Here is a 15083-nt window from a genome sequence, read left to right on the forward strand (position 1 = left end):
TTAAAGCAAGACTTATCAATTCCAAATCCTTCAATTTTGGTGTTCGTCTTTGGTAGGGTAATAAATTTTCATTTGATATTTTTCGTAAAACTTCCAAAATTCTTTCGTAATTTGCACCTAAGTTGTTCATTGTAAATGGTTTTGTAGTTAATTCAATTTACTGATTTTAAATCAAATGAACAACTTTTCTCTTCTTTAATTCATAATGCACAACGGGTTTGCTATAATAATTTTTGTAAAATAGAAATGAAAGACTAAAAATCATAATATTTAGTTGTTTTTTCTAAACAGTTATAGTTGAAGTTTTTTTACCTTTGGATAATATATGTGACTTAAATAAATCGTCATGTTAAGAGGTGTCTTTAATATATATAATCAAGATAGTTTTAAGAAAATAGCTTTGTTTTTTCTATTCTTTATTATTTTGTCTTGTAAACAAACGACAGAACAATTACCCTATTTAGGTAATCACACGAAGAAAGAGCTTGAAGTAGGGAATAGAGAGCAAAAATATTTTAAAATTCCTGATTTTCAGTTAATAAACCAAGATAGTATTCTTATCACTAATCAGACTTTTGACAATAAAATTTATATAGCAGATTTTATATTTTTAAAATGTCCTACAATTTGCCCTAAAATGAATATAGAGTTAAAAAGGGTGTATGATATTTATAAAAACAGTAGTGAGGTTCTTTTTGCGTCTCATACGATAGATCCGGAAAACGATTCTATTACTTTGTTAAAAGCATATAGCAATCAATTGGGAATAGATTCCAAGAAGTGGTATTTTTTACACGGTGAAAGAGAATATATGCACAATCTAGCAGAAAACGGATATTTTTCTCAAGCATATCAAGATCAGAATGTTCCCGGAGGATATGCACATAGTGGCGGATTTATTTTAGTAGATAAACGCAAACATATTCGAGGCGTTTACGATGGTACAGATTCAGATGATGTTAATAGATTAATTAAAGAGATAGCTATTTTGCTAAATGAAAAGTTAGAATAATTGAAGAAAAGTATTTTATTTATAGTGTTGCTATCTTTCTTATACCAAAGTACTTCGAGTTTTTGGATACTAACTTCATTTTATTTTAATCAGGAATATATCGCGAAAAATATATGCATCAATAGATTTGACAAGATTCCGGTTTGTAATGGAAAGTGTTATCTTCAAAATGAATTATCTGCTGACTCAGATAAGAAACAAGATTTTCCTAATATAAAAATAAAAGAGATTCAGCCTTTATTTTATCAAAAAATCTTGTATGATGCGGATCATATTTTTTCTGAATTATTGAACTTAATTTATCCGGAATATTTTTCTGAATTTTCAATATCAAATTTAATTTTTTCAGTTTTCCAACCTCCTGAGTTTGATTAGGATGATATTGTCACAGTCTCTTTTGCTTTAATTTTAAGAGATTAGAGGCGTGTTTATTTAATTCATTATAAATGGAAAACAAAAATTATGCAAACTAACAAATTACCAGTTTGCAATATTGGTTTGTTTAATAATTCGAGTGATTTTTGGATTGATTCTATTGAAGGGGTATTAAAAAAATATCCTGCATTAGAGTCTGCCCATATAAATACTTTTTATACAATTTTAATACTAGAAAAAGCTAGTGGCAAAATAACTTTTGACCATGATAAATTGCGTATTGATAGTTCACAGATAATTATTTTAAAGCCAAATTGCATTAACAAAATATACCTGAACGCTGATGCAAAGGGGGGGATAATATGTTTTACTGAAAATTTCTTCTCTCTGAGATATAATAATAATGTCCTAAACCAATTTCCTTTTTTTAATGAGGAATTTGGGATAGCTATCAAAGTATCATCTGATCAATTAAGCGATTTTATATCTCTTATATCTAATATGTTAGAAGAATTTACGATCAGGAAAAAAGCCTCAAAAAAAGTTCTAAGATCTTATTTAAATATCCTTTTAATAGAGCTTGATAGAATATATATACCGCTAAAAACGGTTAATTTTCATAATCCTATAAAAGACAAAGTTCAAAAATATCAAAAATTAATTGAGGAGAATTTTAAAACTCATAAGAAGCCTTCGGATTATGCAGAGATACTTAACATAAGTACTAATTATTTAAATAAAATTTGTAAAAATCTACTAGGGCAAACTGCGGGGAGTCTAATACATAGACAAGTAATTTTAGAAGCACAAAGGTTGTTAAGTTATACTACAAATACTATAAAAGAGATTGCAAACGAATTAGGGTTTGAGCACACTTCTTATTTTGTTACATTCTTCAGGAAAATGACAAATCAGACTCCGGAACAATATCGGAAAAGTCAACAGGAATAGTTATATAACAGACTTGAATTGAATATATTATTCTCAAGTGAGGTTGTGCAGGGAGTTAATTTACCCAGAGTAAATGATATCATTTTGAAACTTTTTATTTATTACATATAGAGTATTTATTTTTTCGGGCTATTAATTTATATAAACAATACTAAATTTTGCTATTGAAAAAATAAACATGAATTTTGCAGTATGAAAATAGCAACGGTCATATTATCGTTATTTATGTTATTCAAACCCGTACTTCCGGTAGTTGAATATGTAGTGCTATATGATTATATTAAAAATGAACTTTGTATAAATAAAGACAAGCCAGAACTTCAATGTAATGGAAAATGCCATTTAAAAAAGGAAATGGCAAACGCCTCTGATTCAGGAAAAGATAAGAGTAAAAATCATTTTGCCTCTGCCGAAATTCAACTTGTTTTTTTTCAAGATTTACTACCTGAAACTGCTTTGATGAATTTCATCAACTATACTTCCAAATCATTTTTAAATTTTGAAAGTAGATATTCCTTCACATTTACTAATTTTTTGTTCAGACCTCCGGTACTTTAGTTTTTAATCGTGATTTTTTACCGTTCTCAAACTGTTTTTGGCTTTGCTTGCAAGGGTGAAATAAAGTGTGTTTGTCTCGATAATTTATCATAATCAATAAACTTATTTTTAATCCGGGTATTGAATGAAATTTTTTAATACCTCCAATTCTGTATTGCGATATTGTTTTGTATTACAATTCTGTGGTCTATGAAACTATTTAAATTGTACTATCATTCTCATAGTATAAAATAAATGGTCTTGCCTTATTAATTTGTGATTTATAATATCGGGTGCAACTTTTTTTAAAATGAAAATTTTTACGTGGATAGCAGCAATTTTATTGTTTGCTACAGCTTGTACTATTGAAAAAACAGACTATGAGTCTGAAACTGATATTGTTGTTCCTGATAACAATGAATTTAAAGAAGTTGCTTCAATTGCTAAAGATAACTATTCTATTAGTATAGAAGCTTTAAATGGTCATTTGTATAAAGGATATAATGAGATCAGATTGAAAATAATGGACATAAAAAAACAAGAGACAATTGAAAACACTAAAGTAACTTTTTTGCCTGTTTTTACTGCTACACAAGGGAAACAACAATCCTGTCCTCATCAGTACGATATGACTTTTGATACAAAAGAAAAAATATATAAAGGATTTTCTGTATTTACAACCGAAAGTACTTCCGGAGACTGGAGATTAGATACCACTTTTGTTGTTGATAATGACACCATAGCAATAAGTTTTCCAGTTGTTGTAGAGAAGCAGTCCAATAAAAATTTGAACATGACTTCTTTTGTTGGAAATGATGATGTAAGCTACATTATAGCTTTAGTGGCTCCTATAAAACCAAAGGTGTCCGAAAATGAGCTCGTTGCCGGAATTTATAAATTAAATACCGCTAGTGATAATGATGTGTTGATAGATGCTTATACAAGTGCAGATGATTACACTTTAGTACTTGATCCCAGGATGCCTGAGCCGTCTATGGGAAATCATTCATCGCCTAATAATAAAGATCTAGTTCAGAAAGAGGATAAGCTATATTATGGTGTAGTGAACTACACGATGACTGGAAATTGGACGCTGAATTTTATTTTGCTAAACCAACACGGACGTATTTTAAAAGGAACAAAGGTTCCTCTTGATTTTACGCCAGGCGTAGAAGGAGTAAAGAGTGAATTACATATTGATATCTTATTTTAAGCATTATGAGATTTTTAGCGACTTTATTATTTGTAGGATTCACTACAGTTGTTATAGCACAAGAAACTACAATAAAACAAGATAGTTTATCCGCCATGTTGGATGAAATTTCTATGCTTGTTAGTGCCGGAAAAAAAATAGAAACAGATATGAAGATGGCTGTTTCGGTGGATGAATTTTTGGCATCCTCGGAGCAAATAAGTTTTATTAAACGGGGTGCGTATGCGTGGGAACCGATGTTGAACAATATGAGTTCAGAGCGATCTACATTAACTATAGACGGTATGCATATTTTTGGTGCTTGTACGGATAAGATGGATCCTATTACCTCTTATGTTGAAAGTAATAATCTTTCAACAATAGATATTAAATCCGGACAGGAAGGAGGTATGCATGGAGCTACGATTGGCGGAAGCATTGATTTAAAGAAAAAAAGTACTGCTTTTGGACTTGTTAATCGATGGTCGGGTGCGTATCAAAGTGGATACGAATTTAATAACAGGCAATTCTTTAACCTTGGGAATATCTCTTTTTCAAGTAAAAAATGGGCAGGAGATGTCAGTATAGGATATAGAGAGGCCAACAATTATAAAGATGGAAATAAAAATGAAATAAAGCACTCACAATACAAAAAATTCAATACGTCTTTGGGAATAGCTTATAAAACGAGTGCGTTATCTTCTTTGAAAGCAGATGCAATTTTTGATGTTGCAAAGAATGTGGGATTTCCTGCTTTACCAATGGATTTGTGGTTGTCACGTGCTATTATTACATCAGTATCTTACAAACAGTTATTTGAAGACCGTTTTTTGCGTGTGTGGGATACTAAAGTTTATTTTAACGCTGTAGAACACTATATGGACGATACAACTCGTCCGGAAAACTTAGTGCATATGGATATGCCCGGATGGAGTACAACCTATGGTTTACTGTCTAAGGCTAATTTTAAACAAGGTAATTATTATTCTGAACTTCAATTAAACGCCTATAATAATTTATCTATTGCTGAGATGCGTATGTACCCACAGAATAGATCTGAGCGTACAATGTTTGCATATAGCTGGCCTTGGGTAACAACGACGTATGCTGGGGTATCATTAAATAATACCTTAGAATTTTCTGATTATCAAAGGCTAAACTTCGGCGGATCTGTTGGTATAAATTACAATTATTCAAAATATGTAGAATTTAACTGGATTTTTCATCCAGGAGCTGCTCAAGAGAAAACGAGACTTTTACCTGGTTTACAGGCTAATTATGAAATAGATGTCGATAGATTTAATTTCTCATTAGGAATAGGATATGGACATAGAGCGCCTTCTGTATCAGAGGCTTATGGATACTATATTTACAATAGCTATGATCGATATGATTATATTGGAAATCCAGATCTGAAGGATGAAATTTCCAATGAGATAAATGCCAGTATGGGATATAAAGATCAGCGCTTCTCTTTACAGACTAAGGTGAATTATTTTTATATTAAAAACTACATTATCGGCAGAATTTTGAGTTTAGGAAGTCCCATGAACTACCAGTCCGTTGGAGTAAAAGGATATACTTCTTTAAACTATGCAACTTTGTTTAATATTGCATTTGTTGCAGACTATCAAATTTTGGACAATCTTCATTGGAAGGGAAGTGCTACCTATGCCAGAGGAAAAGATGATGACAATGGAAATTTACCTTTTATCAGACCTTTTAGTTATCAGACCTCGCTACATTACTTGTTTAAGGATTTCAGTATACAAACTTCTGTAAGCGGAGATGCCAGACAACGTAATTTTAGTCCGGAATATGGAGAAAGTTTAACACCTTCTTATGCTGTTTGGAATGCTTCGTTTGATTATACTTTTTATGTAAAAAATGTTAGAGCAGTAGCTCAAGTAGGGGCGGAAAATATACTCAACGAGTACTATAGTACATATGCAGACTGGGGCAATATACCAAGAATGGGACGTAATATTTTTACTTCTCTAAAAATCAATTTTTAAAAATAAACTTAATAAATAAAAACAAATGAAAAATTTAAAAAAGTACCTTTTATTATCTGCTATTTCATTAGCAATTGTTTCGTGCTCAAATGATGACGGTAGCTCGGCTGCTAATAACGTAACTTTAGAATTTGCGAATACGTTTAAAGAAAAAACTATTGTGTTAGGAGGAGCAACTTCTACATCTGCTACAGTAAATGTGTCTGCTGAAGGGCAAACACATCATTTCTCTGAATTAAAATATGTAATCAGTAATATTCGTTTGGTTAAAAATGACGGTAATGAAATTCCGTATAATGCAAATGATTTAGATAAAGGAGCCACGGTGATTAATCAGGCTAAACCAGAAACGCTTAATTATGTACTCAATAATATTCCAAAAGGGGAGTATAAGCAAATCAAATTTGGTTTAGGAGTAAGAAGTGATCTGAATACATTAGATGAAGTAAGATTTCCGGTTTTTTATGCAGCTGCAGGAGCAAATGATACAGAGATGATGTGGGAATGGGGAACAGGTTATCGTTTTACTAAAATTGAAGGTTTTTATGAGTCAGATAATAAAGAAATGTCTATTCATACAGGGAGTACTATAGAAGATGGGGATGACGGAAAACAAAAACAAGGGGTTGATGCTTATAGAGATGTAACTTTAAATTTACCAGAAAATGCTGTAGTGGGGAGTTTATCGCCTAAGATTGTTATAAAAGCAGATTTTGATAAGTTGTTAAGTGGAAAATCAAATACCATCAAGTTAAGTACAGGTACCGGATCGGATGATAACGCTACGCCAAATATCCATACAGCGGTACAGATGGTAAAATTTGTAGATAATTTAGGAGGAAACGGAACAAGTGATATAAGTGGAATGTTCTCTGTTGTGAGTGTAAAATAAAATAGTTGTTTAATAATTGAGAGCCGTTATTACTATAATGGCTCTTAATTTATTTTTAGTTTTTAATTATTGTTATAAATGGAAGTAATCAAGAGAAAAATTATTTTTATAGCTGTAATGTTGCTTATATCTTGCAGCAGTGATGATTATGAAGATATTGTTCTTGACAATTTTGAAATAGAATTAGTGGTTCCAAGTTATTTTCCTCAGTGGAATCCGGCTGCCTTAAATAACAAGCCAACTAAATATGGTGTTCAATTAGGAGAGAAACTTTTTACTGATAAAAGGCTGAGTAAAGACAATACCATATCGTGTTCTAGTTGTCATATAAGAGCTTATGCTTATGCAGATGATAATACACAGGCTATCGGAATTCAACAAAGAGCAGGACTGAGAAATACTCCACCTATTCAAAACCTTCTTTTTATGAAATTCTATAATTGGGATGGCAGTAAACTGAGTTTGGAAAACCAACCGATCGTTCCCATTATTACCCATGAAGAAATGGATTCTTCTATTCTGGAAGTCATCCAAAAAATTAAAAACGATATTTCGTACAGAGTACTTTTCCAAAAAGCATTCGGTGATGAAAGCATTACGCCTGAACGAATATACAAAAGCATTGCTCAGTATGAGTATACTTTGATTTCTGCCGACAGCAAATATGATCGCGTAATGAATAATAAAGAAAAATTTACTTCTCAAGAAACTTATGGCTATAGCATATTTACTCAAAAATGCGCAGGTTGCCACAGTGGAGCACTATTTACTGATCAGAGTTTTAGAAATATCGGTTTTCCTGTCAATCATAATAGCAATGAAGCAGGGAGAGCCAGAATAACAGGTGATTCAAAAGATTATATGAGCTTTAGAGTGCCTTCGCTTCGAAATATTGAATATACTGCGCCGTATGGAAGTTTTGGACAGTTTACTTCTCTAAAGGAAGTATTAGATTATTTTGATGCAGGAGTTTTATATTCTGATAATTTGGATACTATATTTAAAAATAATAGTAATCGTATTGTATTAAGCGAAGAAGAAAAGGAAGCATTAATTCAATTTATGAAAACTTTGAGTGATACCAGATTTATTAGTAAATAACTAAATAGTTAGATTATGGTTTATCTGAAGAGTATTTTTTAATTGATCAGGAAATCTACGAAGAAACGAAAAAGGTTAGCTTGTTATGATTTGTAACAGAGAAAGTAGAAATTACTATATTCTTTTCTAACTCTTTAAATATTTTATTTTCTTATAATAAAATATTAATTATTTTTAAAAATTAGTCTATAAAACAGAAAAAGTTGTAATTTTATCAATAGAAATAATGAGTTAAAACTAATTTTTTGTAATATAAATAAACAGGTGTTACTTTAACTTATAAATTTCTGTTTTTTGAGATTAAACTTTATTGATTTTAATATGAAAAAACTTGTGTTTTATTTGCTTATCATTTCGGTTCTTTTTATAAGTTTTCTTTTAATTAGAACTTTTATGTATCCTTTTAAAAAGAATGTAATAGACTCATCAAGTTCAGACTTTACAATTCCAAGAAACGATTCTGCTATTTTTAGGCTTTCGGGTGGAATAAAAATACCGACTGTTTCTACCGGAGAATTAGGTGAGTTTGATTATGCTAATTTTGATGCGTTCAAAGATTATTTAAAACAGACATATCCATTAATTTTTGAGCGTACAGAGAATTACTTGGTTAATGGGTATGGCTTGGTTTTTATATTAAAAGGCAGTAATCCTACATTAGAACCAATTTTATTTTTGTCTCATATGGACGTTGTACCTTCAGGCAATGCTCAGGTAAAAAACAGTGATGAACATATTTTTAGACCTGATGATATACCCATGTCTTCTGTTGAGGAAATAGCTAAGGAATGGGATTACGGACCTTTTTCAGGAGCTGTTGCAAATGGACGGATTTATGGTAGAGGGGCGCTAGATATGAAAGGAATGCTTTTTTCTTTGTTAGAGTCCATGACCAATTTAATCAAGGAAGATTTTATACCCCAACGTGATATTTATCTGGCTTTTGGTTTTGATGAGGAGGTAGGAGGTAGAAGAGGAGCAGTTAAAATCGCTGAAAATTTTAAACAAAAAGGGCTTAGATTTGATGCTGTCTATGATGAAGGTGGTGTAATATTGGAAAAAGGAAGTGTCCCAGGTGTAAATTCAGATGTTGCTTTAATCGGCTGTGCAGAAAAAGGATTTCTATCTGCTAAAATAAAGGTTAGAGGATTGGGAGGGCACTCTTCTACACCACCTTTAGAAAGTGCCATTGGTAAGGCTGCGGTTATTATGCAACGTTTAGAAGAAAATCAGATGAAACCTACTATTACGCCTTTGATTCAAAATTTTTTTGACGATATTGGAGATGCCATGTCGTTTCCTTCAAAATTGGCAATTGCAAACAGATGGCTTTTAAAACCTCTTCTGTTTTCTCAACTGACAAAAAATAATTCTACGAATGCATTAATTCGTACAACTACTGCATTAACAATGATGAAGGGCAGTGATGGAACGAATGTTCTTTCTCCGGAAGTAGAGTTTGTTGTTAATTTCAGGTTGCTTCCAGGAAATACGATTGAAGATGTAAAAGAACATATTGATAAAGCAACAAGAGGTTTTGATGTAGAAATAGAAGAAATAGATAATACCAGGGAAGCTTCTGCTATATCGCCTAACGACAGTAAAGCATACAAAATGATAGAGACAGGAATTAAAAATATATATCCGAATGTTTTAACAGTACCTTATCTTACGCTTGGAGGTACGGATGCTTATAAATATCAAATTGTTAGCAATAATATTTATAGATTTATTCCTTTGAAAATTAACAACTCCGAACAACAAAGTATACATAGTACAAATGAATATATAAGCATTGAAAACTATATGAAAATGATTTATTATTTTGAATATATTATGAGAAATTATAATTAAACACAACGAATATAAATTATTTTGAAAATTCTATTGCGTTGATTCTGTATTCTTCTCTGGGGAAAGATGTGCAATGATGATATTAGCAGTTTGCTTGGGATGAGAAATAAGTCCTCCATGACCTGCTCCTTGAATAGTATTTAATTCTATTGAATTAACTTTTTGTTTTATTTCTTTTGCAACTGCTGGATATACTAAAATAGAATTACTTCCTGTAATCAAGGTGATTCTGCCTTTAAATTGGTTTAGATTTTCAGGTTTAATATTTAAACGTTCGGGATCGTTTGCCTGATCAAGCCAAGTAGCATAACTAGCTGTCATGGTATTTCGTGCCCTTTCATCAAAAATAGAATACCAACTACCTTCTCCAAAGGCTACTTTTTCAATAAAATTAAATGTGCCTTGTTCAATGTACCCTTGTTCAAGCAAGGTTTTACTTTTTTGCATTTCAGACTGTACTTCTGATAGAATTTGTTTGTATTCAGATTGTCCTTTAAGCATTCCAAAAATAGGAGGTTCATATAGGACAATACTCTCAACTCTATCAGGATGATTATTGGCTAACTCTATAGTTATATTTGCTCCATAAGAGTGCCCAATAAAGTGAGCCTTTTTAATTTCTAGAGCATCAAGTAGGGATAAAACATCTTTAACATCTATTGATATTGTACCTTGTTTTTTATCTGGAGAAGAAGCACTATGTCCTCTTCTATCATATAAAATTATAGAATTAGTAACTGTTTTATTTAACTCTTCTGCCACAGGTAGCCAAGAATTATGATCATCCCATGATCCGTGTATAAAAACAATGGGAATATCGTGTCCTTTCTTATAGCGTATCGCTAAGTTGACATCACTAGTTTTAATTTGGTATAGTGGAGTATTTTCAATTGCAAAATATTCTGTATTTGTTTGAGCGAATAATGCGTATGGAAGTAATTGAATTAGGAAAAAGAGTAAAACTCCAATTTTTTTATAAGAAGAATAACCCATGATTTTATATTATAATTTATTGAGACTAAATTTAAGTAAAATAAATGAAGATAAAAAAAAACGAATTATAACTTATTATAACCCGTTTTTTACCTAACTAATTTATATAGTTTTTATGTATAATTCCTGTAATTCGTCAGGTGTAAAATCTTTAGAATCTAATTGTTGTATCAGTTTTCCTTGCTTCATTATTCCTATTTTGGTTGAGACTTTAGTCGCATTGAATATATCATGTGTAGCCATAAAAATTGTTTTACCTTCACGACCTAATTTACAGATGAGTTCATTAAATTCATTTGTAGCAATTGGATCAAGTCCGCTTGTTGGTTCATCTAAAAACAGCACTTTGGCGTTTTTAGCAACTGCAATGGCAATTCCTACCTTCTGTCTCATTCCCTTTGAATACTCTTTAAGTTTTCTATGATGTGCAGATTCTTGTAGTCCCGTTAGTATTAAAAAATCGATGAGTTCTTTGTGAGTGTAAGAAAAACCAGCAATTTTACTAAAGAAATCCAGATTCTCAATTCCAGTTAGTTCGGGGTATAACATAACTGTTTCGGGTATATAGGCAATGTCTTTTTTTATTAATTGTGGATTCTCTATAACAGATATCCCATTTATAAAAGCTTCTCCAGATGTTGGTTTTATAAAACCTAAAAATATATTAATAGTTGTGCTTTTTCCTGCTCCATTTTGACCAAGTAAAGCATAGACTTCTCCTTTTTTGAGTTCTATATTTAAGCCATATAACGCTGTGTTATTGTCATATTTTTTATGTAGGTTGGTTGCTTTTAGCATAGTTTTCTTAATTTTTTATGTGAGATAATTAATAAAATAGTAATGATAAGAAATAGGGGCAATAATAGTTCGAGAATTGAAACGTTTGATTGTGCTTTGAATTTTTCTAGTTTGTGATTGTTCCAATTCTCTACAGTACTGTCTTGATTAGAGAAAATTAAGGGATAAAAATGCAAACGTTTTTCTTTATGAAAATCCTTTAGTTTGTTTTCATAAGCAAGAATATTATTTTGATCAGATAAGGCTAGTTCACTTGAAAGTATTAGGGTGTGCATACTTGGAAGAAAATAACCTATTAGCTTAGCAGCATTATTTCTTGCCTTTATTTTGCTCTGATAAGCAATAGAAGATTTCATTGATTCTACATCAGCTAGATGTTGCATCGCATAATACCATTTCCAATTGAAATCATTATTAAAAATGGTATCATTAGTTTTAAATTGAGGATATATATTATGAAATTTATCTATTGTGTTTTTTTGAGGTTCGTCCCATTTATTGTGATAACCATCTCTTTGTTCTATAACAGTTTGTAGTGCTTCTTCTATAGGATACATTTTTTGAATTAGAACAAAGCTTATCATTGGAACAATAAAGTTAATTCCTATCCAAATAATAATTAGAGAAAGTGCATTATATGAGGTATTCTTATTGCTTGCTATTATAAAACGGCATAAGACAAACCAAAACAAAATGTATAAAAAACCAAGTAAAATGAATAAACTAAAGGTACTATCCAAGGCAATACCAATCCATAGTTTGGCAGTTAAGAGCAATAAAAAATAAATTGAAATAATAGCCAAGAATCTTATTAAGAGCTTTGTATCTATTATTCTTTTTATATTTCCACTTTGTAAAGACAATAGTTTTAATGTACCACTTTCTTTTTCTTGTGATAGAATATTAAAATTAATAGCAATTATAATAAGTGGAAAAAGAAAGATAAGTACAAAGCTAAAATCGAAATTTCCAGCTAGTGCGCTTGTAGGGTTATAGAAATCTGTATTGTATTTCTGTTCTTCTAAATTTCGGATAGTTACTCCTTTTAAACTTGGTGTAAAATCTCTCATACCAATATTAAGTGCTGTTAATTTATTAGGTTCGTTAAATAAATGGAATTTTATATAGTAAAGAGTAGATCCAATATGTGTTTCGTGCGCTGTGTTTTTTTGAATGCTTTGCTCTTGATATTCAGTAGCATCTTGCATTAACTGATTGTTTTTTTCAAGGAATGTAACTCCAGTATGTATGGATACTATTCCAAGAAGGAATAGTAGTATGAGTGAAAATACATACACTTTATTTTGAAAAAATTGTTTATATAAGTACTTATTCATCTTAATTGAATTTGAGTTTTTTGATACTTAGGAGTATGATTAAAAGACTTATTGCAAACCAAAAGACTAGGGCAGAACAAGTGGTTAATTGAGTTTGTAAACTAGTTAATAGTCCTGTATATTGATATTTAAAGTCAGGAAGGTTTTTCCAGTTTTCTTGGCTTATGATTTCATTTTTAGATTTATCATTGCTGATATGTTCTATTTGTAGATCATTCATGTATTGAGCTAGTTTGTAGCGATACTCTTCTGCTTGGTTTTGAAATATTTTATAAGAGTAATAATCTGTTGCACAAACCATTATTGAAAAACTTTTAATAGCTGTCATTGGATTAAAATAACCGGAGTATTGTGTTATACTATATTGTTTTTCAAATGTATCTTCCAGTTTTTTAATTTTTTTATTGTAAATATCCGTACTGATTTTTTCGCCTTGTTTCATTATAAAACCGCCATAGTTAAAGGGAAGTTTATTGACATTGTCAACATTGTAATGATTAAGTAGTGAGTCTTTTATGTGAGAAAAGTAGGGGTCATTGGGATTGTGACTATCTCCAACTTTTAGAATTTCTTTTTCAAGTTTGGTTTCGAAGGCAATCCTTGATTCAATTGGATAACTAATTTGAGCGGTATATTGTACTGCTTTAGGTAGAATAATTGACATCAAAAGCCAGATGGTAATTAGGTTAATTAATGCTGAGGATGAGTTTTTACTTAGTGTTGAGATTCCTACAACAATTGAACTTAGCAAAAAGTAAAATAAAGCATAAGAAAACAGAATCAGTAAACTTCGAAACAGAATATCGGAAAAAGTACTTAAATAACTGTAGCTTATCAGTCCAATTAGTATTGGAAATACAGGTAGAGAAAGTAGAAGAGCGTAATGCCACAATCCCTTTACTTTACCGAAAATAATAGCCTTTTTTGAGGCTCCTTGAATACTTAACAATTTTAACGTATTGTTCTCTTTTTCTTTGGTTATTAGATTAAAACCAACAAAGAAAATAATAAGAGGGAGCAAAACTTGTAAGATAAAAGCAGGGGTAAATACGCCAAACCGCACAATCACACCTGAGCTATTAGCTTCTGAAATATTTGCCGTATTTTGTTTATGAGCTTCTAAAAATATCACATTTCCTAGATAGTCGTCTAATCCTTTGTCCAATATACTCATTGGATGAGCTAGTCTAAAAACAAGATAACCATAATGAGCCATTCTATGTGGATGTTTATCAGGTCTATTTTCCCATTTTTCTCTTACTTCAGTTCGATGAGATTCAACTGAGGCAGCATGGGTAGTAAATTGAATGTAATTGATAAAACAACTTAGGATACATATTAGCCAAACTCCTAAGAGAATAAAGAGATTTTGTTTTTTGCTTATAATATCTCTAAAGGTTTTTCTAGTGATTAGTTTAGTCATTAAGAAGTGGTTTATGATTTTACATTTTTTCTGGTTAAGCTCTTTACGATTGTTTTTATAAAGCTTGTATAGGCAAAACTAATTGATAGAATTAGAATTAGAACCACGATAATCGCAAGTATTACTTGTCTCGTCTTTATTATTTCGCATCTCGTCAGTGTAGATTTTTTTATTGAGTTTTACTTAATATCACAGAATTAAGAGGAAGAACTGTTTTTAACAATGTGTCCTTTTAGTTATAACAGCAAGAGAAAATCCTGAGTAAATACTACGATTTTGTATAAGGGATTAAAACTTAATTGCTAATTGCGTCATTTACTATTCCGTTTTGCGTCTTAGGTTAATTCACTCTAATGTCTATATTTGTAACTGAATAATTATCACTTACCCGTTGTGCATTATGAATTAAAGAAGAGAAAAGTTGTTCATTTGATTTAAAATCAGTAAATTGAATTAATAACAAAACATTTACAATGAACAACTTAGGTGCAAATTACGAAAGAATTTCGGAAGTTTTACGAAAAATATCAAATGAAAATTTATTGCCCTACCAAAGACGAACACCAAAATTGAAGGATTTGGAATTGATAAGTCTTGCTTTAA

General features: G+C 30.8%; 13 protein-coding genes and 2 pseudogenes. 10 read left to right on the forward strand and 5 right to left on the reverse strand.

Going from position 1 to position 15083, the window contains the following annotated elements:
• A pseudogene (locus C8P70_RS14370) lies at positions 1 to 130 on the reverse strand (IS982 family transposase); the annotation flags it as partial.
• Positions 131 to 346: 216 nt separating this feature from the next.
• Between C8P70_RS14370 and C8P70_RS12870 the strand changes: the two are divergent.
• From C8P70_RS12870 to C8P70_RS12910, 9 genes are all read left to right on the forward strand, one after another.
• On the forward strand, positions 347 to 1012 hold the full coding sequence (locus C8P70_RS12870; protein ID WP_243832713.1) for an SCO family protein: 666 nt from the start codon (positions 347 to 349) through the stop codon (positions 1010 to 1012).
• Positions 1013 to 1387 carry a hypothetical protein gene (locus tag C8P70_RS12875; protein WP_133713722.1) on the forward strand — a complete coding sequence of 125 codons (375 nt, stop codon included), beginning with the start codon at positions 1013 to 1015 and terminating at the stop codon, positions 1385 to 1387.
• Positions 1388 to 1474: 87 nt separating this feature from the next.
• Positions 1475 to 2338 (forward strand): helix-turn-helix domain-containing protein, encoded by an 864-nt coding sequence (locus tag C8P70_RS12880; protein ID WP_133713723.1) that lies wholly within the window; start codon positions 1475 to 1477, stop codon positions 2336 to 2338.
• Between the two features lie 192 nt (positions 2339 to 2530).
• Positions 2531 to 2896: a hypothetical protein gene (locus tag C8P70_RS12885; protein ID WP_243832714.1), complete on the forward strand. Its 366-nt coding sequence runs from the start codon at positions 2531 to 2533 to the stop codon at positions 2894 to 2896.
• Positions 2897 to 3185: 289 nt separating this feature from the next.
• A complete protein-coding gene (locus C8P70_RS12890; RefSeq protein ID WP_133713724.1) occupies positions 3186 to 4088 on the forward strand; it encodes a hypothetical protein in 903 nt (300 codons plus the stop codon).
• Positions 4089 to 4093: 5 nt separating this feature from the next.
• Positions 4094 to 6082 (forward strand): TonB-dependent receptor plug domain-containing protein, encoded by a 1989-nt coding sequence (locus C8P70_RS12895; RefSeq protein ID WP_133713725.1) that lies wholly within the window; start codon positions 4094 to 4096, stop codon positions 6080 to 6082.
• Positions 6083 to 6107: 25 nt separating this feature from the next.
• Entirely contained in the window at positions 6108 to 6974 is an 867-nt protein-coding gene (locus C8P70_RS12900) for an MbnP family protein (protein ID WP_133713726.1), read from the forward strand.
• Positions 6975 to 7052: 78 nt separating this feature from the next.
• Entirely contained in the window at positions 7053 to 8075 is a 1023-nt protein-coding gene (locus C8P70_RS12905) for a cytochrome-c peroxidase (RefSeq protein ID WP_133713727.1), read from the forward strand.
• 393 nt (positions 8076 to 8468) lie between these two features.
• The gene (locus C8P70_RS12910) at positions 8469 to 9929 is read left to right on the forward strand and encodes a M20/M25/M40 family metallo-hydrolase (protein WP_243832715.1); all 1461 of its coding nucleotides are present in this window, start codon (positions 8469 to 8471) and stop codon (positions 9927 to 9929) included.
• 30 nt (positions 9930 to 9959) lie between these two features.
• Here the strand turns inward: C8P70_RS12910 and C8P70_RS12915 are convergent, their stop codons facing one another.
• The 4 genes from C8P70_RS12915 to C8P70_RS12930 all read right to left on the reverse strand — a co-directional run bounded on the left by C8P70_RS12915 (position 9960) and on the right by C8P70_RS12930 (position 14480).
• Complete coding sequence (locus tag C8P70_RS12915; protein WP_133713729.1) at positions 9960 to 10922, reverse strand: alpha/beta fold hydrolase; 963 nt, start codon at positions 10920 to 10922, stop codon at positions 9960 to 9962.
• Positions 10923 to 11024: 102 nt separating this feature from the next.
• Positions 11025 to 11720 (reverse strand): ABC transporter ATP-binding protein, encoded by a 696-nt coding sequence (locus C8P70_RS12920; RefSeq protein ID WP_133713730.1) that lies wholly within the window; start codon positions 11718 to 11720, stop codon positions 11025 to 11027.
• The gene (locus C8P70_RS12925) at positions 11714 to 13057 is read right to left on the reverse strand and encodes a DUF3526 domain-containing protein (protein WP_133713731.1); all 1344 of its coding nucleotides are present in this window, start codon (positions 13055 to 13057) and stop codon (positions 11714 to 11716) included. Before C8P70_RS12925 ends, C8P70_RS12920 begins: the two co-directional genes overlap by 7 nt.
• 1 nt (position 13058) lies before the next feature.
• Entirely contained in the window at positions 13059 to 14480 is a 1422-nt protein-coding gene (locus C8P70_RS12930; RefSeq protein ID WP_133713732.1) for a DUF3526 domain-containing protein, read from the reverse strand.
• Positions 14481 to 14953: 473 nt separating this feature from the next.
• Between C8P70_RS12930 and C8P70_RS14375 the strand changes: the two are divergent.
• Positions 14954 to 15083, forward strand: a pseudogene (locus tag C8P70_RS14375) (IS982 family transposase); the annotation flags it as partial.

Source organism: Myroides indicus (assembly GCF_004364575.1).
Classification (GTDB): Bacteria; Bacteroidota; Bacteroidia; order Flavobacteriales; family Flavobacteriaceae; genus Flavobacterium; species Flavobacterium indicum_A.

What these genes read in the sequence shown, in the direction of transcription:
- C8P70_RS12870 (WP_243832713.1), top strand. Translation starts at nt 347, where the DNA reads ATGTTAAGAGGTGTCTTTAATATATATAATCAAGATAGTTTTAAGAAA.
- C8P70_RS12880 (WP_133713723.1), top strand. Translation starts at nt 1,475, where the DNA reads ATGCAAACTAACAAATTACCAGTTTGCAATATTGGTTTGTTTAATAAT.
- C8P70_RS12885 (WP_243832714.1), top strand. Translation starts at nt 2,531, where the DNA reads ATGAAAATAGCAACGGTCATATTATCGTTATTTATGTTATTCAAACCC.
- C8P70_RS12890 (WP_133713724.1), top strand. Translation starts at nt 3,186, where the DNA reads ATGAAAATTTTTACGTGGATAGCAGCAATTTTATTGTTTGCTACAGCT.
- C8P70_RS12895 (WP_133713725.1), top strand. Translation starts at nt 4,094, where the DNA reads ATGAGATTTTTAGCGACTTTATTATTTGTAGGATTCACTACAGTTGTT.
- C8P70_RS12900 (WP_133713726.1), top strand. Translation starts at nt 6,108, where the DNA reads ATGAAAAATTTAAAAAAGTACCTTTTATTATCTGCTATTTCATTAGCA.
- C8P70_RS12905 (WP_133713727.1), top strand. Translation starts at nt 7,053, where the DNA reads ATGGAAGTAATCAAGAGAAAAATTATTTTTATAGCTGTAATGTTGCTT.
- C8P70_RS12910 (WP_243832715.1), top strand. Translation starts at nt 8,469, where the DNA reads ATGTATCCTTTTAAAAAGAATGTAATAGACTCATCAAGTTCAGACTTT.
- C8P70_RS12915 (WP_133713729.1), bottom strand. Translation starts at nt 10,922, where the DNA reads ATGGGTTATTCTTCTTATAAAAAAATTGGAGTTTTACTCTTTTTCCTA.
- C8P70_RS12920 (WP_133713730.1), bottom strand. Translation starts at nt 11,720, where the DNA reads ATGCTAAAAGCAACCAACCTACATAAAAAATATGACAATAACACAGCG.
- C8P70_RS12925 (WP_133713731.1), bottom strand. Translation starts at nt 13,057, where the DNA reads ATGAATAAGTACTTATATAAACAATTTTTTCAAAATAAAGTGTATGTA.
- C8P70_RS12930 (WP_133713732.1), bottom strand. Translation starts at nt 14,480, where the DNA reads ATGACTAAACTAATCACTAGAAAAACCTTTAGAGATATTATAAGCAAA.